Origin of the sequence: Methylobacterium brachiatum (assembly GCF_900113845.1) — a bacterium.
GTDB lineage: Bacteria > Pseudomonadota > Alphaproteobacteria > Rhizobiales > Beijerinckiaceae > Methylobacterium > Methylobacterium brachiatum.
Genome location: NZ_FOQW01000017.1, coordinates 1 through 22,377, shown reverse-complemented (window position 1 = coordinate 22,377; position 22,377 = coordinate 1). Strand labels below are relative to the sequence as shown.

Sequence of the window (22,377 nt, the reverse complement as noted above, 5' to 3'; positions counted from 1 at the left end):
CGGCTATCTAAAAAAACCGAAATCTGACAAGGAGTTGCCAATTTTCTCGATGGTGACGTAGGTCCTGTTCTGCTGCGCGAGCGCTAGGCGGTCGCGGGCGAGCTGATCGGTCTCCGCCAATGTCAATGGCGTCGGCTTGGATCCGGGCGGCGGCAGAGCGAGGACGATGGTCACCCGGTGCAGATCCTCGCGGCTCGCCGAAAGCGAACCCGACGCGCCGGCCAACTCGAAGATGCGTCCCATCGGACTGTAAGTGAAGCCCGGCGTGATGCCTGCCATCTTCTTGGTGGTGAACTGAAGATCGTCGGCCATCGTCGGCGTGTCCAACTTCTCCTTCCCAACGAGATTACCTGACTGATTGAGATTCAGAAACGTTGTCACCATCTCGTCGAGGCGGCTCGGGCGCCCGGCGATCGGATAGTCGAAATTCGGAACGGTCGGCCGGTCCTTGCAATACACATCGTCCACGTAGACGAGGACGCCTTCGAAGGTGTCCCTGGACGTATGCGTCCTGATGTTTTGTCGTTGGTGGTTGTCGACCAGCGCGAACCCGATCGTGTCGGTGCCGCGCGTGAACGGCCGCGTGAGCGTGGCCGTGCCGCTGATGTCGTTCTTCTCGGTCATCGTCAGGCTGAAATCGAAGAGGATGGTCGCCCCGGCATAGCGGTTGAGGACGGCGAGCAGACCTGGGTCGCGGACCGATTTGCGCAGGTCCCGATAACTTAGTTCCCCCCTTTGCAGCGCATCCGCCAGGTGCGCATCGACTGGGCGGCGCCGCACCGCGTTCAGGATGCGATGCCTGACCGCCTCCCGCATCTCGCATCTGAAGATGGCTACGATCCCCTCGCTAGGAACGGCAGTCACATCCTCGGGCAGCGGGTGCGTGGAACAGGCCCCGAGTTGCAGGGCCGAGGCCAACGTCGCAAGAAACGCGCGGATGCGAATCATTTTAGCTGTCGACTTCGTCTGCAGTGCTGGACGAAGTCTAAGGTGGAGCCGCGGTCAGGGATGTATCCAAAAAGCCACTGGGTCGCATGCCAACAGCCTCAGTGCTCGATACAGGCATACGAGTCCATATGACCGGAACCTGCGGCTTAGGTTTTGATTTTAACTATCGCGCGGATTGCCTAAGGATACAGATTCAACGCAGGAAACGTTTGTTGTTTTTGCAAGATTTTTATTCGAAGATGAACTTTTGAACAATCTTATTTGGGCAATGATGTGAGAAAATCGACTTGATCAGCGCGGTGCTGCTTGTCGAATGGGTGGTTGTAACGACATGATAGATCGTCGGATTTTTACTGTTAAGAATCTATTTGGTAAGGTAGGAATCAGAAGTATCCATGATTACGAATCAGTCGCTGCTGATTTCGCATGTAGAATCAAGTCTGTGAACCAGAGTGCAATTTGGACTCGGATGGGCGTGCGCAGTGTGTGATCTACAAGGGAGTGGGCGAGTTACTTTTAGATACTGATCACACCTTGTGGTCCCGCGGGTGGAGGCGTGTAGCTTAAGGTGAGGGGTTGACGAGCACTGGCGAACACGTCCACCTGCTCGTCCATGCGGAGGGACATCGCGATCGTCTAGAACGCATGCTGGTGAAGACGCTAAAGGGGAAGGGCAAGGTCGACGTTCGGCGAGCGAAGCAGACGATCGTCCGTCTGCGCCACGGCCGGGTGACCGACGCCTCAACTTACGTGCTGAAGCCGGTCAATCAGAAGGTCTCGCGGTTTCGTCCTTACACGCCGCACCGCAACAGTGGTCCAATCTACGGGGCACGAGTTGGCTGCACTCGGAACCTCAACCGCCGGAAGTCACCGTTCGGGAGAGGCAAGCTCGCTACAGAGACGCCCAAGCAAACGCCGGCTTCGCTAAACACTGGTGATGCGGCTATAAGAATGGCTGCGTGAGATACGGAATGCGGGCGTGCAAAGGGTCAATTGAGGAGGCCGCGAAAAAGCCAGCCGCTCACCCTGACGCACCGTCTAGCGCCTCCGCCACTACGGCCGCCTCTCCGAGTGCGCGTTCGGGATTAGCGTCCCGAATGTTGATCAGTACCCCCGACTTCTTTTGCTCATTCCCGACCACCGCTGTAGCAGAAAGATCAAAATTCCAGGCAATCTGGCCAAGCTGGGGGATTTCGTGAACAGGAGCCTTCGCAGGAATTACTGACCAGCCGTTCTTACTGCTCCGCAGCTTCTCGATGGTCTTTGATACGTCGAGCCCTGCTTCAAGCGTCCGCCGAAGCTCTCCACTCTCGACCATGTGCTTAATCGGCGGCCGCGCGCCGGCTGCGATGTGTTCTGGGTTGAGTAGTCGCAGAGCATCCTCAATGCCGTCGCATGCTCCCTCAGTCATCACCAGGCGGGCCACGGTCTTCCCGGCCTCGTCTCGGCCCACGTAGCAGACGGCTCCCGTACTGAGTTCCGGCACGTTGAGGTCCTGTAAGGTGCCGTCCATCGCAAGCGTCTGGATGCTGACATGTACGGGGAAGGTAGCAGGCATTGGAGCCACTAGCCCGACGCGGCCCAAGCCCGAAAGCATCCGCTGCTGAACCTCGAGCGCATGAGCCTCTCGCAGCCTTCCGACGATCTCTACCGCGCCATTCGCAATTCCGTCTCGAAGGTACTTCCAAGCAATGGTGTCGACGTGTTTTAGCTTCCAAGAAATCCATCGGAGTTCATCATCGATAAGCACTGCAGGCGTTCGGGTATCGGGACCATACCGCCAGGCCGCTCGGTCGAGCGTGAGAACCTCGCCGACTAGGAGTAGAACGTTCGGCGCCTCGCCGCGCTGCAGGTCACAGACAGGGGTGAGCACCAGCCTCACCTCGTTCGGCTGGACGTCAGGAAGCCCGGTCCAGGCCGGAGTGGCGGCAGCATCCCCTGCCCGCCCTGTCGCATCAGCAGGACCGGCTGCCGGGGGGGTGATCCTGAGCAGGTCGCCGAAGGTCACGGGAAAATCTTCTGAAGTCTTTAAGCAGAGGCGTCTGCTGTTCTGCGCTAGGGTGCGCCGAACGACGTCCTGGAGTTCCGGTGAGCCCGCGAGGTATGGTGGTGGATGCTGTACCGAGGTGACATCGTTGAGCGAGATGGCGGCATCGATGATGCCCTTCTCGGCCTCAACCTCGTGCTGGAGAACTCGGTCGAAGATATCGACCAAATAGCTGCCCGGCGGCTCCCCTTCGAATTCGAGTAGCAGTTCCTGAACCTGGCCGATATCGGAGAGCTTGAGGCGACGCATGATCTTGAGCGTGCGACCCGCCGCCTGCGCGGTGCCCTTCTCCAGAGCGTCAAAGAAGGCGGCGAGTTTGCGCGTGTCGGTCACGTTCTCCGCGAGGCGCTCGATCTGGCGCTCAAGCTTGTCGTCTACATCGATATCCGACTTTCGAAGGACACGAAAACCGGAGTCGATCAGCCCGACTTGGTCCCGGAACTCGTCACGGTTGGCCGGCAGTTGCTCGTTCCTCGACATCAGCAGGACTAGAGGCGGATTGGCCGATCGCGGCGCAATTGCCCTTGCTAACAGACGCTTGGAAAGATCGAATGCCGCCTTATTCTGTGCCGCTCCGAGGTAGAGGTCGATGACGATTATGTCAGCCGCCATTGCCTCGTCGGCGAACGCCCGTCCGCGCGTCGTGCAGTCGATCTGCAATGCGGCGAGCCTGGCGGTCAGACGATCGACGTAGGCCTTATCCGTGGTCTGGCTCGCAACGTAGTGCTCGAAGACGGGATCGGCCAAGCCATCGAGCTGGTCCCGCAACCGCCAGATCGCAGCAACGTAGCCGTCATCAACGATCTTGTCGTCGAACCGCCTGCCAGTCGCGACCGGATAGGCTTCGTCGATCAACTGCTTATGTTTCTCCTCAAGATCGATTGCGAATGTTGCCCATTCGTCGGTTAAGCCCGACAGATCTGATGCGAGCGGCACCTCATCGATGGCGTCATCGACAACAAGGGCCGTATTCAGCCCCTTGACCTTCAGCAGTTCGGCGAGGCTCATGATGCGCTTCCTGCCGGAAGCTCAAGGATGAAACGGTGCAGCCGGCGCGTCTCCGGATCGAGGTGGTCCGACAGTGTTAGGCTCCCGCCGTGGTGGTTAGCCGCTTCCCGGGCGATGAACAGGCCGAGGCCACGTCTCCTCCTTGTATCCTTCAGCGAAAAGAAGGCCTTGAACACCTTGTCCGCGTTTTCGGGCGCGATGCCGCGCCCGTTGTCTTCAAACGTGATCGTAGGCGGCCCGCTCTCAAGTGTGATTTTGATCTCGGGCTGATAACCCGGATCGCGTTCCGCCCGCAGGTCCATCCAGTGAATCGAGTTGGAGATCAGATTCTCTAGTATCTGCACTACCATTCCCTTTACCGCCTTAACGCGGAGCGGTCGGTCGCCGAGATCGAGGATGGGCATCACGTTGTGGCGGGCGAATTGCGCCTCATGCGCGTCCACCACTTCACGGATGAGCTCATTCAGCGCGAACGCCTCAGTCCGCTGGCGACCAGATACGCTTAGGGGATCGAGTATGCGTATCCGTTTGCTGAGGCTCTTCATCTCCGACCGGAGTATCTTGACCTGGGCATGGAACCGGTCCGGCACGTCTGCCCGGCTCAAAGCATCGAGCGCCTTCAGTGCGTTCTCCGAGGAGCGCGCCAACTCGTGGGCCACCACCTCGACCATCAGGCCAACACCGGCCATGTCAACCATCTGCCGGCTCTCATTCTCTACCTCCGCAATCCGTTCGCGTGCCTTTACCGCGAAGTCAGACAACTCAAGTAGGGTTTGCTGGAGATCTTCGAGCGGTTGGCCGCCCTCTTTAGGCGTGATGCGCCTAAGCTTCCTCACGGCTATACGAGCACGGTCCTCCAGACCTGCGACGCGAGTCTTGGCTTCAGAGAGGTCGATCTTCTGATTTTTGTATTGTTTCTCCACGTCAACCATGAAGTCGCGCAGCCGATCCTGGACGGCATACTTAATAATCTCGAGGAAAACGGTCTGTTCGGGCGTTACGCGCAGTCCTTCCCGATTGGTCTGATCCAACAGCCTGGGGTTTGCTGCACGGGAGATGTTTACACGACCGATGAACTGCGTCTTGTTCAGCGTGTAGCCCCGGGCCCGGAGTGCCTTTCGGTCAAGCTCCAGCCAATCGTCCTCCTCCTCACCATAAGGGAAGACGCGGAAGCCGTCCCGGTAGAGCAATATGCCCGACCACTGGTTCTGCAGCTCTCTCAGTGCCTTGTTCTCGCCGGTCGTGTCGACCTTACTCAGCCGTCGCCGATTGAACCAGTGCGCCTCGAACGTGAAAGGGCCGACACTGGTCAGCGCCGCATCCTCCAGCTCCCCGTCCTTACCCACAATCGCGGCCTCGAGATCCTCCGGCCCGAGCACGACGGTCTCGGCCTCCAAGGGGTGATCGAAGCCCAGGTCGATCACTTCCACTGTGCAGGTTAAAGTGGGCGTACCTCCGTGAAGTTCGTATTTTCCCGTAACGCGGGCGTGGGCTGCTTTGAGGAGCCGCTGCGGCATGAAAGGGATTGAAATGCGCTCGCCGTTGAAGTGGACGCGTATGCGGGGTCGAGTCTCGGCGTCAAGCAGCGGGTCGGTAAGCCGGGCAAAGTCGTACGCGCACATGTCTCGCACACGACCTTCGGTCCACTGCTCGAGGAGGTCGCTGACGATGATTTTTGTGCCCGACCACAATGCGTCCTGTTTGGCGCCCCCGAGCGTAGGGGCGACTGGAATCTCGTCAAGCATTGCATCGACGTTTCCGAAGGCGCGCCAGTCGATCTCTAGCACGTTCATCTTCGGATCGTCAGCGCGAGCGGTCTCCACGCGCAGGCGTTCCCCAAGCCGCATCGCCGACAGCCGACCAATGCCCTTCTCACCGAGATAAGGCGTCTGCTGCTCGCCGCGTGCCAAGGCAGCCTCGACCTCCTTTTTACGGGAGGGGGTTCCGATCACAAGGAATGCATTTCTCAAGTCCGTTTCGGACATACCGGACCCGCGGTCGAGCACGCTGATGACGTTGAATCGAGCCTGGCCTGTGGCAAGGGCCTTGGAGAGATCTTCGGTCGTTCGACAGCGGAGAATCAAATCTTCGAAGCCGTTCCGCGCGTCGTCGCTGGCGCCGGGCAGGAAGGCGTCGATGACGGCCCTCTTGAGCTTCGCCAAGTCGCCACCGCGCTCGATCTTAGTCGCAAGCTTCATGTAGGCATGGCGCGGTAAGACGATGTCGAAGGAGACCTCGACACCCTTCTTGCTGCCGGCGTCGAACCCGTTCTTGATTAATTCATAATATGCGATGATGTCGGAGCTGATCAGCTCAGCGCCGAGCTCGAGCACTGTCCTCGCGGTTATTCTGAACAAGCGCTCCCCTTTCCTCTCATCGCTCTATGTTGGACTGGAAATCGGCTGCAACGGAAGTCTCGAGCTGAGATTTCGACATTTTAGCGAGAATTGAGCTTGATAGGCTGCGATCAGCGCGTCCCCCCAGGACGCCGGCGAGTGACGAAGCTTTGTGGCACGATCTCAACGCGGTCTGACAGGAGATGCGCCATCCATTCTCGCACAACAAGCCATTGCTGGTCGGGCGGCATGCCATCGTTCATCGGCGTGCTGGCCACTTCAGCCACTGCATCTTCGTCCACGAGATCCTCGTCTACGAGTGTGAGAAGCCGCTCGATTGCCGGCATCGAAGCGAAAGCCCGTGCGGCTGCCGCCCGGAATTCGGGTTCTCGCAGACCGGAAGGGATCGCAAGTGCGGTAAGATCGCGTCCCGCAGCTTCGACGGTCGACGCCATCATTCGGTCGAGACCCAAGCCCGCGTATACCGGGAAAAGTCTGGCAGGATCGCCGAGCTTGGGTAACCACATCGACGCCAGTTCAGCATCTTCATCCTGGGCTTCGGGAATGCGGGTTTGGGCGAGCCCCCGAGCCTCTTCCGCAATTTGATCGCGCTCCTCTGACGTCGCACGGCGGGCGCCGGCTATCGCAGCCAGGCAGTTGACGACGGACGGGTAGCTCGCATCGATAGGGACGAGGATCTCGAGGTTCGGCCGCTCGCACCAGCCAAGGGCTTTCGCCGTCAGGTTCGCCGATCCGGTTAGCACCACGCCATCTGAGACGTAGATTTTAGCGTGGAGCTCATCGAGCAGCGCTAGCGAGGCACCCGGGCGTTTACCAGCGACATCGAACACTTCCAGATCGCTAACCCCAGCCGCAATCTCCGGAGCCTTCCATCGGGTCACAACCACGACGGGGACGTGTGACGGCACGGTTGCCAGAAGTCGCCGGAGCACGCCCGCCTTCACGAACGGCGCGCAAAGTGTGACTTCCTTCCGGGCGCCGGCCAGATGGGCAACTAGCTGATCCCCTTCCCGGCGCATCTTACAGGCTCGATAAGTCGTGCGGTTCGAGGAAATCACGCGCGATCTTCCCCCAGTTCTCGCGCACGCGCTCGTAACTGCGGTAGTTGCCCGGATCCTCGCGCTCCATACGGGCCCAGGCGCCGAACAGCACCTGCACGGCCCTACCTGCCTTCAGAAGCCGCTCCTCGAGTTCTGCGCTCGAGAGGCTGCTGAGATCGTCGTCCGCCGAGACTGTGTCGAAGACGATTGAGAAGGCGGGATGCCGACGGTTGAACACTACCTCAGTTGCCGGTCCGCGCCGGACCACGACGAAGAGCTCAGATGATCCGCCAAGCTCCTTGTCGACGAACACGACCTTGATCTCGCCGGCAACAACCCGTGCAACGATCTCCGAGGTGTCCTCCTCCGTACGGCCGCCTTGATCCAGGTCCTCCGACAAGGCCTCGACGTCCTGCTCAGTCGGCGAGCCACCACCATCAGGAATGGGATTGGTTTCGTCACGCTTCTTCCAGCGCTCGTTCGTCTCCTCAGTCGGATCCCCGGCCTCGTGCCGTTTGCCTTTCCGGCGCGTTCCTTTGCCTTGATCGCGGATAGTCTCGCGGATGGAACGCAGATTGTCCTTGATGGTCACGCTGAGCGCGAGAAGCACGCCTTTAGGGTCACCTTCCTCGCGTAGGCGGCGCACCACGTCCCCAAGCTGTTCGCCTGGTTCCGCGAGCTCGTGCCAGTCCAAACCGGACAGCTCATTGAATACGGTTGCCGCCTGCTTGTTGTTTGTGACACCGAATATCTCGTCGAGGTCGGCAGGGAACTCGACCTCACAGCCCCACCAGCGATCGCGGGGATCGTATTGAATGGTCCACGACCGGTCGAGCATCAGTTCTCTGCCGGCACGTAGGACCGACACGCCGATATTATCGGCAGCATCCTTGCCGTACGCGGTATCACCCCGGAAGGAGCTTCCTGCGAGATCGATCGTGGACTGCTTTGCAACAGAATATCGTGTTACGACGGTGTGAATTTTTCCGTCTACTTCGACCTTCACTGGCACGTCGTATAGGTGCTCAAACATGGCCTCGGCGTTGTAAGGCGCCGGCATGTGCGGGGCCGGTGTGAGGTACATTGGATCGTTGATCTCGACGAACCTCTCTTCGAACTGATCCGTGTCACACTCGGCGAGCCGGATTGACAGAGAGCCGTCTCCGATAAAGCGGCGATGAATGCGCCCAAGTAGTGTTCCCGTGTTCCGGAGCGTAGCCTTGGCGCCCTTCCAGGTCATTCGGTCAGCGCCAAGCCTCGTCCATACCACCAGCGTACCCGACGAGCCGATCACCGTGGCGCGCCTCCTCCAATCCGCGGGAAGAGGTTCGGGGCTCGGCGGAGGCACATCTGTCCTCTGGCGGGCACGGATCTCCTGCACATCGAGGAAGGTGTGCAGGGCATTATCTGGGCCGTTCTGCCAGCTCCATACATCGACACGGCCGGCCTGTGAGATAGAGGCGTTGGGTAGCCCCATCCCGAACCGGCCGATACCGGAACGGTCGTCGAGCCGAGTGCCGTTGCCGAATTGCAGGGACTTGCGAAGGACGATCGCGTCCATGCCCTTTCCGTCATCGAGCACGGCGATCGAGTGAAGGCGACGCCGGGACCGCTCCGACACCGTCTGCATCGTCTCGATGCAGATAATCTCGCAGTGCTTCGCCTCGGCCTGAACTGAATTGTCGATCAGCTCGGCGAGGGCGTACGCGGTATTCTTATATCCGCTGTCCCGCATAGCCTGGATCGCGAGGTCGGCAGGAATGAAGGGAGCGCTCTCCGTGTCGTCCGAAGCCTCACCCTTCATTCCAGACATCCTCCCAGTTGAAGAAAGCCTCGGCTATATCGCCGAAACCAGGGTATTCAGGATCATGGACCGTCAGGATCTCAGAAGTGGCGTTGCCCCCGGCCTTCGGTCCCCTAGTCGCACGCCCCACCATCTGGCTGTAGAGCACGAGGGAGCGCGTCGGTCGAGCAATCACGGCAGCGCTGGTGCGTGGGGCATCAAAGCCCGTCGTGAGCACGCCGAAGTTGCAGAGAACAGCTGGAGTGGGATCGTCGGACTTGAATGCCCGAAGAGCTGCCGACCTGCGCGCCGACGGCGTCTCCCCCGTGACCACCGATGAACGGATTCCATGCGCTACCAGCGCCTCGGCGATTGTCTGCGCGTTCCCAACGGTCGGGGCGAAGAGAATGATGCGCCTATGCCCACGGGCAATGAGCTCCTTGACGGAAGCGAGGATGGCCATGTTGCGCGACACGTCCGCAGCAACAGCCTCTAGGGATTCATCGGGATAATCGCCGAGGTCAGCTATCCGGCGCAGCTCCTTCGAGGTTGCCTCCCGGGTCGGGGCATAGCCAATCTGGCCGAACGTGGGACGTGCTAAATAGCCCTCATCCAGAAGATACTTCACCGGATTGGGATCACGGCCCGCCTCGAGCACAACCTTGGACCTACCGAAGAAATTAGCGAGGCGTTCATCCGCCTTGACGTCGTTCCAGCTGCGGCCGGGAGTGGCCGTGAGGCCGAGGAGCGAATGATGCTCCCCAGCACCGGTGAGGGCTTCGATTAGGCCGCGGTAGGTCGGCGCTACGGCTTGGTGAGCCTCGTCGATCACCACGAGGCGTGTCCGCGCAGCCAGCCTGAGAAAGTCGTTGGGTGACTGCTGCCGCCAGGAGTGCATCTTGGCCAGCCCGGCGACGAGCAGGCCGTCCGCCATGCCGTTAGGCGCATCTCCATAGCCTCCCCAGAACCGATGCAGGTCCACCTCGCGATCGCCGAGTAAAGGCCAGGCGGTGAGGAACGCATCGGCAGCCTGCTCAAGAAGCTCTTTGGTTGATGCAAGCCAGACGATCACGCCAGGCTCGCTCGTCCCTAGAGCCCGCGCGAGGATGTGCATCGCGGTGCGCGTCTTGCCGGCCCCCGTCGGCATATGAACTAGCGTACGTCCCTGTCCGTCGCCAATGAGCGAGAAGGCACGTCGCACAACCGATCGCTGGTGTGGGAATAGACCATAGCCCACGCCGACGCCCTCTACGGGCAGCGCGGCAATCCCGACTGCCGCGTCCGGTGCGTCCAGACCAAAGAAGCCGGCTATCGTTGCCCAAGTTGCATCATCCAAGCGGGCGGCGCCCGGATCACCGCCCAACCGATGAGCTAATTCGGCGAGTTTTCCCGCATCGAGATTGCGAAGAAGCGTGCGCCGGAGTGTGGGCTCGGCGAAGATTCGACGGCCGCGATCTGCCATAACGCGGCCCGCCGCCGACTCGAGTTCGGTGCGAGTCGCGCGTGGTGCGGATGGAAGAAGGGGAAGGACGGCGGGTCCGACGAGCAGCTCTAGATCGCGAACCGTCAGGCGCGAAAGGAGACGGGCCATTTCCTGACCTGGCGCCGCACCGACGAACCCACGCGCCGGATTGAAAGTCTCGGGTTGATCCCCACTCAACTTAGCCTCGCTCGAACCCCAGAGCTTCACGCGTAGATCAGCCAACTCGGATCGGCTGTTACGACTCGCGTGGTTGGCTTTCCGGCTCGGGCCCGCCAACTCGCAACCCGACCACTCCCGTCGCCTCACGCAGCCATCAGGTTCGCATAGGCCATCACTTGTGGCAGGTCAGACACATCTTGCCCTGCCCGTACACTTCGTCGAGATCCTCGACAGTGGTGTCCGGGCGGAGCGGGTTCACCTTACGACGCGACGCAAGTCGCGCAAGGCGCTTTTCATGATCAGCGCGTATCTGCGCTATACGGTCCGGCGCCGACAACTCGTCCAGCGACTCGCCCTGGCTCCACGTGAACGGCGATCCATGTTCCAAGGCGTTTTTCTCGTAGGCTCTAGCCTCGTTGAATTCTCTGGGGTGATGTTCGAGAAGGCGCACCCACTCGATCTTCTGTTGGAAGAAGCAGAAAGTACAACCCGAGCGGGACCGCCAATCGTAGTAACGGGGCAAGCCTAGGCCGCTCGCATTGAGAATATCGATGACGCCTGCCTTGTCTATTCCGACTTCCCGAAATGGCAGCCTCACAGTTAGGCGCTCGTTCGTTGAGGAGTAGCCTTCGCGGTAGCTCTCGTCCGAACGAATGGCGATATAGCTTGTCACGCGCGCGCCAGCGGCCAGGTCCGGCTTCAACCACTGCTCGAATGGACGAATCTTAAGCTGCCGGGTGCACCAGCGCGTCTTCGGGCTCGGCAGGAATGAGTTATATTGTCGCAGCCAGAAATCGAAATCTCGGTCTGGGTTTAAGCGGACAATTGACCGACCGAGGAAGCCTTCTAGTCTACCAAGATACTCGTATACCTCCGGCAACTCTTTCCCGGTGTCCGTGAAGAAATATTCGAGCTCTAGCTCCGGATGCGTTTGAGCCATGTAGACGGCGAGGGCCGCGCTGTCCCGGCCCCCTGATAGGCCGAGGACATGCCGTTCGACAATCACGATGCCACCTTCGCGCTTTTTGTGGCGGGTCCTGTGGCTGCAGAGTTAGGTGCCAGCATCGAAGCGAGTTCTGCCATTGCGGCGAGCCCAATATTGCCCGAACCTGCATCGTCGATAATGGCACGCAACTTAGCCGCGAGCTGTCGCCCGCGCTTGCGCGTTAGATCGTCCACCGCAAACTCTGTCGTGGTCACTGACGGGCGATCGGGATCGGACACATAGATCGCCATTCGGATCTGCCTTGGCTGCCTGTTCTTAACGTGGGCGAGCGCTTCTGCCCGGAGAAACTCCTCCGCCAACGCGGCAAGCTCCAGCCGGGCCTGGTCAACATCGCGATCCACCCAGTCGCGAGGCGGCTTGTTCGCGGCAAGACTCGCGAGGCCCTCCATCGCATCTAGCGTCCCGTCGTAAGCGCGAAGCCGATTCGCGAACGCGTCCAGTCTGTAGTTCCCGGTGAGCCCCACGACGTCGGCGGCGCGGACCTTAAGCCGGTCCTCAGGATCATCGGGCTGGACTTCGAGCGATCGCAGCATGCCTGCGATCAACGTTCCCAGCATCTGTGGATAGGCGGCCGCAATCTCCTCGAGTCCAGACGATAGCAACCCGACGAACCGGTCGGGCGCCTCTGGGCCGTCCTCGAGATCGAACAATCCTGGGAGATCGTCGAGCATGAATTTGTTCGGATCATCGGCGGCGAGCGCCACATTCCGCACTCGCGACGCCGCGACCGAAAGCGTTCCAGTGCGGCGCGTCCAGACCGGCGCGTCCGTCACCACGGCTACGAGTTCCCGACCAATCGTGAGTGGGTCAGGCAAGGCAACAGCGGCCCTTCCCAGAAGTCGCGAGGTCACACTTGCGATGCCTGTCAGAATCGCCGCGTGTCGGGCTGTAACCCGGGTCCGTCGGATCCGAACCGCGTCGGGATCCTGGAGCATGCGATCGACAAAGAGGTCTCCAAGCAACGGGCAGAAAGTACCATCGAGGTAGACCGAGAGGCGATGCTGCTCGGACAGGATGTACGCCAGGGCAAGGAGGGGAAGCAGCCCGTACTTGATCCCCAAGGGGCGCCGTGCCCATGCTTGATAGAGCGCGTCCAGAGTGACGCCGTCCGTCCCACCAGCCTCTAGTACGCGGTCGGCCTCCAGCCAAGTCGGCAGCAGCCGCGAGCGATCTGCCTCGGGATTAGGTCGGAGGAATGCATGGAGGCCATTCTCGTCTTCCCGATGCAGTCCGGTTCGAGCCAGAATTGACTCGTACAATCCACGCTCCGGCGGATAGGCCGTGAAGCCGAGGCGTGGCTCGGATGGCGAGCTCACCATCGAAACCATCAGCGCGCGCACCGCCGCGGCGGCGTTAGAAGATGGGCGCGTTCGGTTGACCAACTCGTTGGACAGTGTCGGCGCATCGATGAAGATCCGTGCAGCCAGAGCGGATGCCAAAATGCTGAGCTTGGCGGCGCCAGAGACCCGGACGTTTTGATCGTGTAATTCGAGACCAGGAACCTGCCAAATGGTGGAGGCGAGGGCCGACCTGAGCCTCTCCTCGAGCTCAGCACTCGTCCGCGCGGCCCGACTAGCGACCTCGCGGCGCGCAACAGCGTCGCCGCGCAGCTCTGGTCGGCCGGTAAGCATCTTCTCTAGTGCGATCAATTCCAGGCTGAGTTCGCGCAGCATGAAGCTGTCTGAGGACACGCCAACTGCGATCGCCTGATCCCCGATGCGCTCGGCCAACGCTGCCATCCTGCGCCGAACCACATCTCGGCTCTCGCCAGCCTCATTGACGAGCAGTAAGAAGAGTCCGACGGCGCCCGAGTCGCCCTGAAATCTCTCCACCTTCTCCTCGGCCAGATCGAGCGGCGAAATGTCGACCTCGAACCAGCGCATCGCGCCTGTCTCGTGGTAGTGCCGCTTGGCGAGCACGGGACTAAAGACGCCCGTCCCTCGCAGTCGTGCATAGTCGCAAGACAGCGTCTCTTTCTGGACATCGCGCAGTGCCGCCTCGATGTCGAAATCGGACCCAGCATACAGCGAGTAACCGCCGAGATGACGGCGGTGGATGATCACCGACCAATGAACGAGTGTCTCGAGCTCTCGAGCTACCACGTGGCGATCGATGCCGAGTGCCGCGGCGAGGACGTCTGGACTGGCTACTAGGCTGGAGCGCTCGCGGAGCATGTCGATCAATGCGACGGCTCTTGCAAGCCGGAGCTGGAGGTCGTCGGAGCCCTTCATCTCACAGCGCTCGACCGCATCTAACGAGAGTGACCAGCGATGGCCGTCGGGTGAGGCTAGGATGGAGGGCTCTAGGTTCGATCTTAGGTAGCGCCAGAGCCAGTCAGTATCGTAGAGGGCGCCGGACTCTGCGTCTGTTGAGGCAAGGAAGTCCTGGAAACCGTTCGGTTCGGCAGAGCTTAAGAACCCAAAAAGGCTCCGCTGGTTCTGACCGAAACGGCGTCGCGATAGGGGACCGAGAAGCGTCGCCACCACAGGGTTCAGCGGCCAGCAACCAAGCAACGTCCGCTCTAGTTCGGAAGCAATGGGCTGATCGCCGTGGACGGCCCGCGCTACAACCGACGCAGAAGGAAGTTCCTCCGGTGCGTTCGCTGCACCGATCGCCGCAGCAAGAAGCCCCAGCTGCTCCTCGCCGGCCGGGTTCAGTGGCACATCAACGAAGCGGCCTTGGATCTTAAGCCAGTCGTCGCGCGTCTCACGGGCAAGACGATACGCGTAGTCGTCAAATGCTTGATGCAGGACGCCAATTACCGCTAGTCGGCCATTTGATCGAGAAGCGGCCTCCGCCAGCAACTGAAAGAAGAATGCGTCGCCGGTGCCGGTAGCGGCCTCCTCGAGCAGCTTCCCCATCTCGTCTATGATGAGCAGCACGCCGCAGTGCGCAGAGGCGGCCGCTGCCGACAATCGCTGCACAGGGTCAGAACCTTTCCCCGGAAGGCCTGCACGATCTAGCGCCGCGCCGACGACGGCGGCCGCGTCAACTCTCGTTCCTGTCACAGGGATCACGGTCCAGCCCTGAGGCTTCCACCTGAACCCGCGCTCAATCTCGGCTAGAACTAGGTCCGGGAGAACGGCGGCGGCGTTGCGACGCGCCTTGCCCTCCCGCCCCAAAACGGCACCTAAAATTAATGCGAGGCTCGACTTGCCGCAGCCGTAGGAGCCCGTCCATGTGAACGCACCATGGCCGTGCTCGCCAACGTGGGATGCGACAGTCCGCAGAGCTTGCGAGGCGGTCGGAGTACAGATGAAGCCCTCGGCGGCACGTACGTCCGCGTCTGCGTCAACCCGCACGGAGCGGCGAAACCGCCGCGCGACCCTTACGACGTCCGAAAGCGCCGTCACTGCACCGCCTCCTTGATCAGGGCGCCCTTGAGTAGCTTGGCCGTCATCTTGGGCGTGATTGGGGTACGCGCCACAACTTGACGCAGACCCGCGCTCTCGTCCCAATCGAGAGTGCCCGAGGTCGGATCGGCGATCCGCTCCATTCTCTCAACGACAGCTTCCTCGTCGAGCAGGAAGACGCGCCCAGGCGATCCCGGCTCGTGAACGATCGTTTCGACGGTGAGTGAACCGCGCGTTGCCAGCGTCCGCTCCCAGAACTCCGCTAGCGCGTACGCGAATACGCCATCACCGAGCGTGGGCTTCGCACCTCGTCGGAACTGGAGTGCGCCCCCTCCAATGAGAGGCATGATAAGTCCGAGTTCCGCGAGCGGGCACTCAAGACCATCCTCCGCGCCACCACGCGCGGGGCGAGACAGGTAGGTGCGGATCAGGCAGTCAACATCCCTGGCGATAGTCGCCCGCGCAATCCTACTATCCGCGAGCCGCCCGTCGGCCCGCAGCTCCCCAACCCGAGCCTCAAGGCGCGCTGCAAGGGTATCGCGGTTGAAGACGGGCTCGTTAAATTCGTTGAACGCGTAATACCAAGCCGTTGAGCGCCCCGGCGCTGAGGCCAGCCTCCAGTGAAGCAGCCAGAGCGAGTCCGGCTGTTCGAGATATGGATCCGCAACTTCGAAGATTAAGCGCCCGAGATCTGTCGGCTCTAAAAGCCCGATCCTGCCGCGGGCACCGTTGCCTTCAAGTATTCCGCATGCCAATGACCAGTGTCGCATCGATGCGACCATGTTTTTTCCCACGCCAAAGTCAGCAATCGCATGATCTGAAGCGAAAACACGTCGTATGCGCTCCTCGTCGGAGCCGGCCGCAACTACAGCATCATAGCACTTCTTCAGCCACCCATATCGGCATGGGAAGGTCTCGTGGCCCGCAAACTGAAGGCGAACGTCCACCTTATCGAGCAAGCTTCTCACGTTCGGCGTCCGCTGGATGAACTCTCCAGTGGACGCTACCTACAGAAGCTCCTAGGGTCAACGCTGGTGGTCGTCACCAGTAGCCCGCAGTCAGCCCGGGATCGAGTGGCAAAGTGACATCGAATCCGACCGTCTTTCTCGACCATCAAGCTTCAACTCCGGTCTCTCAGGCAGTGCTAGAAGCCATGCTTCCTTATTTTTCAGGAGGATATGCAAACCCCCATTCAGAGGATCACTCAGCAGGTTGGGCAGCATCGCAGGCCATTGAAGCGGCGCGCGAGCAGGTCGCATGCGCGGTAGGAGCCGAGCCTTCAGAGATCGTCTTCACATCTGGCGCGACGGAGTCGAATAATCTTGCGCTGCTAGGGGCCGCGGCTGCCGACGGTGAACGAGGCGCCATCGTGGTATCTGCAATCGAGCACAAGTCCGTGCTCGCGATCGGCCGGGCGCTGCAGCGCGCGGGCCGCGAGCTCAGGGTCGTGCCAGTCGACGAAAGTGGTCTCCTGAATATCGATGCTCTCGCTGCGGCGATTTACGGGGATGTGACAATCGTCTCGATCGGCGCGGTGAACAATGAGATTGGCGTAGTGCAAGACATGGCCGCAGTGGCCGATCTGTGCCGCAGTCGTGGCGCGCTGCTTCACAGTGACGTAACCCAAGGGGTTGGCTGGTCAGCGGTGGACGTCGAGACTATGGGTGTCGATCTCGCCTCCTTCTCGGCCCATAAGCTTCGAGGCCCCAAAGGTATAGGCGCCTTGTTCGTCTCGCTTGCGGCAACTGATAGAATTGCCCCGGTAATGCATGGGGGAGGTCAAGAGCGCGGTTTGCGCCCTGGCACGCTGCCGACCCCACTGTGCGTCGGCTTTGGCGCGGCGTGCACACTGCTGCCGAACAAAGCAGACGTTGAATCGTGGAGGTTGGTAACACGCCACTTGCTCAATGGCGTAGAGCAGCTGTTTCCAAACCTAATCCTGAACGGCGCGGGCGACCCGCGGCATCCTGGCAACCTGAATTTCAGAGTCCCTGGAATTGACGCTCAGCTGCTCGTCGCTCGCGCACAGCCCCACGTCGCACTGTCAAGAGGGGCGGCGTGCACGTCTGGCATACCGGAGCAGAGCCATGTGCTTCGTGCGATCGGCCTTTCGGAGGAGGAGGCTGACGCTTCGATACGGCTCAGCACCGGCCTCGACACCACGTTCAGTGAGATCGACGCGGCTATCGTCGAACTGGCGAAGGCAGCTTACCTACCCGAATCGCTTTGATCGTCGAGCGATCAGGAAGCCATCACTGCGAAGAACGGCCTGAGCTGGCAAACGACGTCGTTGAATGCGGCCTTGCGTTCTTGGCAGTGGCCGATAGCGTAGACGTCACACGGGTACAGCGGAAGCCACGCTCTGCTTACCAAACGCTTGCTGTGAATGAATCCTGGTAAGCGGCCCAAAGAACGTAAGGGGCTGGCAAAGCGCCAACCCCTTACCGTCATTTCATAAATTTATGGTACCACCGCCCCGGCTCGAACGGGGGACCCCCAGATCCACAATCTGGTGCTCTAACCAACTGAGCTACGGCGGCACTGGCGGGCGGTGTATCGCGGGCCGCGGCAGTTTTCAAGACGATCTGTGCAGGCTGATGCGGTGCCGGTGGACGCAGGGCGGATTCGCCCCCTAAGTGCACCCACGGAACCGCGCGTCGGCCAGGGCGGATCGGGGGGTAGGGGCGAGCGTGAGCGCGCGAGAGCCAGCGCCAGTCACGACCGGGAGCCGGGATCGCGGCCGGGCCTCCGGGACGGGCGCCGCGGATAGGCCGGCTCGGCCGGGCCATCGCGCCCGCGGGCGCTGGGCCCGATCCCGGATTGTCCTGGCGCCGGAGCGGCTGCGCAGCCTCGTCCGGCGCAGCGAGGGCGGGCTGGTCCTGCTGGCGACCCTGGTGGGCTGCGTCAGCGGGCTGGCGGTCTCGGCCATGACCTGGATGACGCAGGCCCTGCGCGAGACGCTCTACCGCCTGCCGGCGGGGACGCGGCTCAGCGCCGCCGACGCGGTCGCGCCGCCCCTCCTGCTGATCGGTCCATGTCTCGGCGGCGTGCTGCTCGGCCTGCTGATCGTCGTGGCGAATTACCTCCGCGGCCCGCGCAAGCGCCCCGCCATCGACCCGATCGAGGCCAACGCGCTCCATGGCGGCCGGATGTCCCTGCGGGACAGCCTGTACCTCGCCCTGCAGAACGTGATCTCGAACGGATCGGGCGCCTCCGTGGGGTTGGAAGCCGGCTACACGCAGCTCACCTCCGGTCTCGCCTCGCGGCTCGGCATCGCCTTCGAGGTGCGTCGGGGCGACCTGCGGACCCTGGTCGGGTGCGGGGCGGCCGGCGCCATCGCGGCGGGGTTCGGAGCGCCGCTCGCCGGGGCGTTCTACGCCTTCGAGCTGATCATCGGCACCTACTCGATCGCCACCCTGGCGCCCGTGGTCGTCGCGGCGCTCTGCGGCAACCTCGTCTCCCGGTCCCTGATCGCCACCCAGCCGCTGGTCGAGCTCGGCGACATGCAGGCGGTCACGACCTCGCACATCACCAGCCTCGAGATCCTGCCGAGCCTCGCCCTCGGGCTGGTCTGCGCGCTGCTCGGCATCGTGATCATGCGCGGCGTGACGCTGGTCGAGCAGGGGGTCCAGGCGTCCGGCCTGCCGCGGGCGGCCGGGCCCGCCTTCGGGGGCCTGTGCGTCGGTGCGCTGGCGCTGCTGGCGACGCCGCAGGTGCTCTCGGGTGGGCACGGCGCCCTGCACATGCACTTCTCCGCCGAGGGCCAGGGCCACGGGGTGGCGGCGCTCGCCGGCTTGTTCGCCGCCAAGGCGACGGCCACCGCGATCTCGATCGGGTCCGGGTTTCGCGGCGGCCTGTTCTTCGCCTCGCTGTTCCTCGGAGCGATCGCCGGCAAGCTGTTCGCGGCCCTGGCACCGGATCTCCTGCCCGCGATGGCCGGCTTCGGCCTCACCCCGCTGGCCTACGCGGTGATCGGCATGAGCGCCCTCGCCGTGGCGATCATCGGCGGCCCGCTGACCATGACGTTCCTGGCGCTGGAGATCACCGGCAGCCTGCCGATCACCGGGCTCGTGCTGGCGGCGGTGATCGCCTCCTCGCTGACCGTGCGCAAGATCTTCGGCTATTCCTTCGCCACCTGGCGCTTCCACCTGCGGGGCGAGAGCATCCGCAGCCCCCACGATGTCGGCTGGATCCGCTCGCTGACCGTGGGCCGGCTGATGCGCCGGGACGTCGCCACCGTGGCTTTGGACACGCCGCTGCCGACCTTCCTGCGCGCCCATCCGCTCGGCTCGCCCTCCCGGGTGATCGCCGTGGATGGACAGGGCCGCTATGCCGGGATCGTGAACGTCCCCGAGGCGCATGCCGCCGCCCAGGACGCCGAGGCCGACGCGGCGCCGGTTCTGGCCGACCTCCTGCACCACACCGACCTGTTCCTGACGCCGGAGATGAACGCCAAGGACGCGGCGGCCACCTTCGACCGCAGCGAGAGCGAGGCGCTCGCGGTGGTCCAGAGCGCCGACAGCCGCCAGGTCCTGGGCCTGCTCACCGAGAGCCACACGCTCAAGCGCTACAGCGAGGAGCTGGACCGGCAGCGCCGGGCCATGGCGGGGGAATCTGCGTGATTGTCAGGCCGGGGTGTTGACCGCAGGAGCGCGTGCAACACCCTGGCACCGTGCAACCCAGGGCCGGTACGCGGCCCCCGACGCGACACCCGTGAGGATCCATGGCCGGTCAAGACAGCAGCCCCCAGCGCCGCTACCGCATCGCGGTGATCCCGGGCGACGGCATCGGCAAGGAGGTGGTGCCCGAGGGCGTGCGGGTGCTCGAGCAGGCGGCCAAGCGGCACGGCTTCGCGCTCCAGCTCGACTGGTTCGATTTCGCGAGCTGCGATTACTACGAGCAGCACGGACGGATGATGCCGGAGGACTGGAAGCCGCAGATCGAAAAGCACGACGCGATCTATTTCGGCGCCGTCGGCATGCCGGAGCGCGTGCCCGACCACATCTCCCTGTGGGGCTCGCTAATCCTGTTCCGGCGGGAATTCGACCAATACGCCAACCTGCGCCCGGTGCGGCTGATGCCCGGGGTGAAGTGCCCGCTCGCCGACCGCAAGCCCGGCGATATCGACTTCTGGGTGGTCCGGGAGAACACCGAGGGCGAGTACTCGAATGCCGGCGGCCGCATGTTCGCCGGCACCGACCGGGAATTCGCCCTGCAGGAGACGATCATGACCCGCCACGGGGTCGACCGGATCCTGAAATTCGCCTTCGATCTGGCCCAGACCCGGCCGAAGAAGCACCTGACCTCGGCCACGAAGTCGAACGGCATCTCGATCACCATGCCGTACTGGGACGAGCGCGTGAAGGCGGTGGCCGAGTCCTATCCGGATGTGCGGTGGGACCAGTACCACATCGACATCCTGACCGCGCATTTCGTGCTCAACCCGGACCGGTTCGACGTGGTCGTGGCGTCGAACCTGTTCGGCGACATCCTGTCGGATCTGGGGCCGGCCTGCACGGGCACGATCGGCATCGCGCCATCGGGCAACATCAATCCTGAACGGGTGCATCCGTCGGTGTTCGAGCCGGTCCACGGCTCGGCCCCCGACATCGCCGGCCAGGGCATCGCCAACCCGATCGGCCAGATCTGGTCGGGCGCGATGATGCTGGAGCATCTCGGCGAGCACGAAGCCGCTCGGGAGATCGTCAGCGGGATCGAGCGGGTGCTGTCCGAGCGGACGCTGCGCACGCGCGACCTCGGCGGGAATGCGGATACGCAGGCGTGCGGGAAGGCCGTGGCGGAGGCGTTGGGGTAGGGGCGCGCGATCGCATCCCTCACCAGACCACAATGGCCGCTATCGGCGTGTCGCAGGCGCGACGCGCCCCCTCTCCCGAGCGGGAGAGGGCTGGGGTGAGGGATGAGAAGGTTCAGGACTGAGCACAGCCGTAACGTGAGCCCAAGTCGAGCTTTTTCCGGAAGGTTCTCGCCCCTCACCCTGTCCCTCTCCCGCCCGGGAGAAGGGACCCGCGCAGGGTCCTGAACCGGCGTCGCCGGCCGGTATCCGTTTCGGCTGATCGACCTAGCGTGGGCGGCGGCGGACGCTCACGACGTTGCTCGCCTGCTCGACCTGGCCGGAGGCGGCCGGCAGGGTGGCCAGCGCGGTCTTGACGATGGTGGCGGCGTCGAGGCCGGCCTCGGCGTACATCTTCTCCGGGCTGTCGTGGTCCTGGTACAGGTCCGGCAGCGTCAGCGTCCGTATCCGGACCCGGCCCGCATCCAGCGCGCCCCGCTCCGACAGCAGGTGCAGCACCATCGCGCCGAACCCGCCGCGCGAGCCCTCCTCGATGGTGATCAGGACCTCGTGGCTCTGCGCCAGATCCAGGATCAGTGCCTCGTCCAGCGGCTTGGCGAAGCGCGCATCCGCCACGCTCACCGCAACGCCCTGATCCGACAGCGTATCGGCCGCCTTCAGGGCCTCGGACAGGCGCGTGCCGAGGCTGAGGATCGCCACCCGCGCCTCGGCGTCCTGGCGCACCATCCGGCCCTTGCCGATCGCCAGAACCGCGCCCCGCTCCGGCAGCTCGACGCCCACGCCCTCGCCGCGCGGGTAGCGCAGCGCGATCGGGCCGGTGTCGTGCGCGTGCGCGGTCGCCACCATGTGCACCAGCTCGGCCTCGTCGGCCGCCGCCATCACGGTCATGTTCGGCAGGCAGCACAGATACGCCAGGTCGAAGGCGCCGGCATGGGTCGCCCCGTCGGCGCCGACCAGCCCGGCCCGGTCCAGGCAGAACCGCACCGGCAGGTTCTGCAGCGCCACGTCGTGCACGACCTGGTCGTAGGCCCGCTGCAGGAAGGTCGAGTAGATCGCCACGAACGGCCGGTAGCCCTCGGTCGCCAGGCCGCCGGCGAAGGTCACCGCGTGCTGCTCGGCGATGCCGACGTCGAAGGTCTTGTCCGGATGCGCCTTGCCGAACAGGTCGATGCCGGTGCCGCCGGGCATCGCCGCGGTGATCGCCACGACCTTGTCGTCGGCATCCGCCGCCTTGATCAGGCTCTCGCCGAACACGCGGGTATAGGCCGGGGCGTTCGGCTTGGCCTTGGCCTGGACCCCTGAGACCACGTCGAACTTGACCACGCCGTGATACCGGTCGGCCGAGGCCTCGGCCGGGGCGTAGCCCTTGCCCTTGCGGGTG

13 protein-coding genes and 1 tRNA gene are annotated in these 22,377 nt (G+C 62.9%); 3 read left to right on the top strand and 11 right to left on the bottom strand.

The window, feature by feature from the left end:
- Positions 1 to 3: 3 nt before the first annotated feature.
- From BMZ47_RS21060 to BMZ47_RS21025, 9 genes are all read right to left on the bottom strand, one after another.
- Positions 4 to 948 (bottom strand): Y4kA family protein, encoded by a 945-nt coding sequence (locus tag BMZ47_RS21060; protein ID WP_091864076.1) that lies wholly within the window; start codon positions 946 to 948, stop codon positions 4 to 6.
- 1,021 nt (positions 949 to 1,969) lie between these two features.
- The gene (locus BMZ47_RS21055; RefSeq protein WP_091864075.1) at positions 1,970 to 4,003 is read right to left on the bottom strand and encodes a hypothetical protein; all 2,034 of its coding nucleotides are present in this window, start codon (positions 4,001 to 4,003) and stop codon (positions 1,970 to 1,972) included.
- Positions 4,000 to 6,360, bottom strand: a complete 2,361-nt coding sequence (locus BMZ47_RS21050; RefSeq protein WP_091864074.1) for a sensor histidine kinase — start codon at positions 6,358 to 6,360, stop codon at positions 4,000 to 4,002. The genes BMZ47_RS21055 and BMZ47_RS21050 overlap by 4 nt, the downstream gene beginning before the upstream one ends.
- 110 nt (positions 6,361 to 6,470) lie before the next feature.
- Positions 6,471 to 7,418 carry a phospholipase D family protein gene (locus BMZ47_RS28170; protein WP_139221032.1) on the bottom strand — a complete coding sequence of 316 codons (948 nt, stop codon included), beginning with the start codon at positions 7,416 to 7,418 and terminating at the stop codon, positions 6,471 to 6,473.
- Positions 7,381 to 9,204, bottom strand: coding sequence for an ATP-binding protein (locus BMZ47_RS21045; protein WP_167369076.1), 1,824 nt, complete (start codon positions 9,202 to 9,204; stop codon positions 7,381 to 7,383). Before BMZ47_RS21045 ends, BMZ47_RS28170 begins: the two co-directional genes overlap by 38 nt.
- Complete coding sequence (locus BMZ47_RS21040; protein WP_091864072.1) at positions 9,194 to 10,873, bottom strand: DEAD/DEAH box helicase; 1,680 nt, start codon at positions 10,871 to 10,873, stop codon at positions 9,194 to 9,196. Before BMZ47_RS21040 ends, BMZ47_RS21045 begins: the two co-directional genes overlap by 11 nt.
- A 124-nt stretch (positions 10,874 to 10,997) precedes the next feature.
- Positions 10,998 to 11,831, bottom strand: coding sequence for a phosphoadenosine phosphosulfate reductase domain-containing protein (locus BMZ47_RS21035; protein WP_244536894.1), 834 nt, complete (start codon positions 11,829 to 11,831; stop codon positions 10,998 to 11,000).
- The gene (locus BMZ47_RS21030) at positions 11,828 to 14,713 is read right to left on the bottom strand and encodes an ATP-binding protein (RefSeq protein ID WP_139221031.1); all 2,886 of its coding nucleotides are present in this window, start codon (positions 14,711 to 14,713) and stop codon (positions 11,828 to 11,830) included. The genes BMZ47_RS21035 and BMZ47_RS21030 overlap by 4 nt, the downstream gene beginning before the upstream one ends.
- Before the next feature lie 467 nt (positions 14,714 to 15,180).
- A complete protein-coding gene (locus tag BMZ47_RS21025) occupies positions 15,181 to 16,152 on the bottom strand; it encodes a DUF4007 family protein (protein WP_167369075.1) in 972 nt (323 codons plus the stop codon).
- A 113-nt stretch (positions 16,153 to 16,265) separates the two neighbouring features.
- On the opposite strand from BMZ47_RS21025, the gene BMZ47_RS21020 reads away from it, so the two are divergent.
- Complete coding sequence (locus tag BMZ47_RS21020; RefSeq protein ID WP_091864069.1) at positions 16,266 to 17,414, top strand: cysteine desulfurase family protein; 1,149 nt, start codon at positions 16,266 to 16,268, stop codon at positions 17,412 to 17,414.
- A gap of 233 nt (positions 17,415 to 17,647) precedes the next feature.
- On the opposite strand, the gene BMZ47_RS21015 is transcribed toward BMZ47_RS21020, so the two are convergent.
- Positions 17,648 to 17,724: transfer RNA gene (locus BMZ47_RS21015), tRNA-His, on the bottom strand.
- A gap of 150 nt (positions 17,725 to 17,874) precedes the next feature.
- On the opposite strand from BMZ47_RS21015, the gene BMZ47_RS21010 reads away from it, so the two are divergent.
- Both BMZ47_RS21010 and BMZ47_RS21005 read left to right on the top strand, forming a co-directional pair.
- Complete coding sequence (locus BMZ47_RS21010; RefSeq protein WP_208601080.1) at positions 17,875 to 19,806, top strand: chloride channel protein; 1,932 nt, start codon at positions 17,875 to 17,877, stop codon at positions 19,804 to 19,806.
- A gap of 101 nt (positions 19,807 to 19,907) precedes the next feature.
- Complete coding sequence (locus tag BMZ47_RS21005; protein ID WP_091864068.1) at positions 19,908 to 20,999, top strand: tartrate dehydrogenase; 1,092 nt, start codon at positions 19,908 to 19,910, stop codon at positions 20,997 to 20,999.
- A 264-nt stretch (positions 21,000 to 21,263) separates the two neighbouring features.
- Here BMZ47_RS21005 and BMZ47_RS21000 read toward each other — a convergent pair.
- Positions 21,264 to 22,377 (bottom strand): transketolase C-terminal domain-containing protein (locus BMZ47_RS21000; RefSeq protein ID WP_280142747.1); only part of this gene is annotated, 1,114 nt, incomplete at its 5' end.

Bases quoted from the DNA above. Each gene is read 5' to 3' on its own strand.
- BMZ47_RS21060 (WP_091864076.1), bottom strand. From the start codon at position 948: ATGATTCGCATCCGCGCGTTTCTTGCGACGTTGGCCTCGGCCCTGCAA.
- BMZ47_RS21055 (WP_091864075.1), bottom strand. From the start codon at position 4,003: ATGAGCCTCGCCGAACTGCTGAAGGTCAAGGGGCTGAATACGGCCCTT.
- BMZ47_RS21045 (WP_167369076.1), bottom strand. From the start codon at position 9,204: ATGAAGGGTGAGGCTTCGGACGACACGGAGAGCGCTCCCTTCATTCCT.
- BMZ47_RS21005 (WP_091864068.1), top strand. From the start codon at position 19,908: ATGGCCGGTCAAGACAGCAGCCCCCAGCGCCGCTACCGCATCGCGGTG.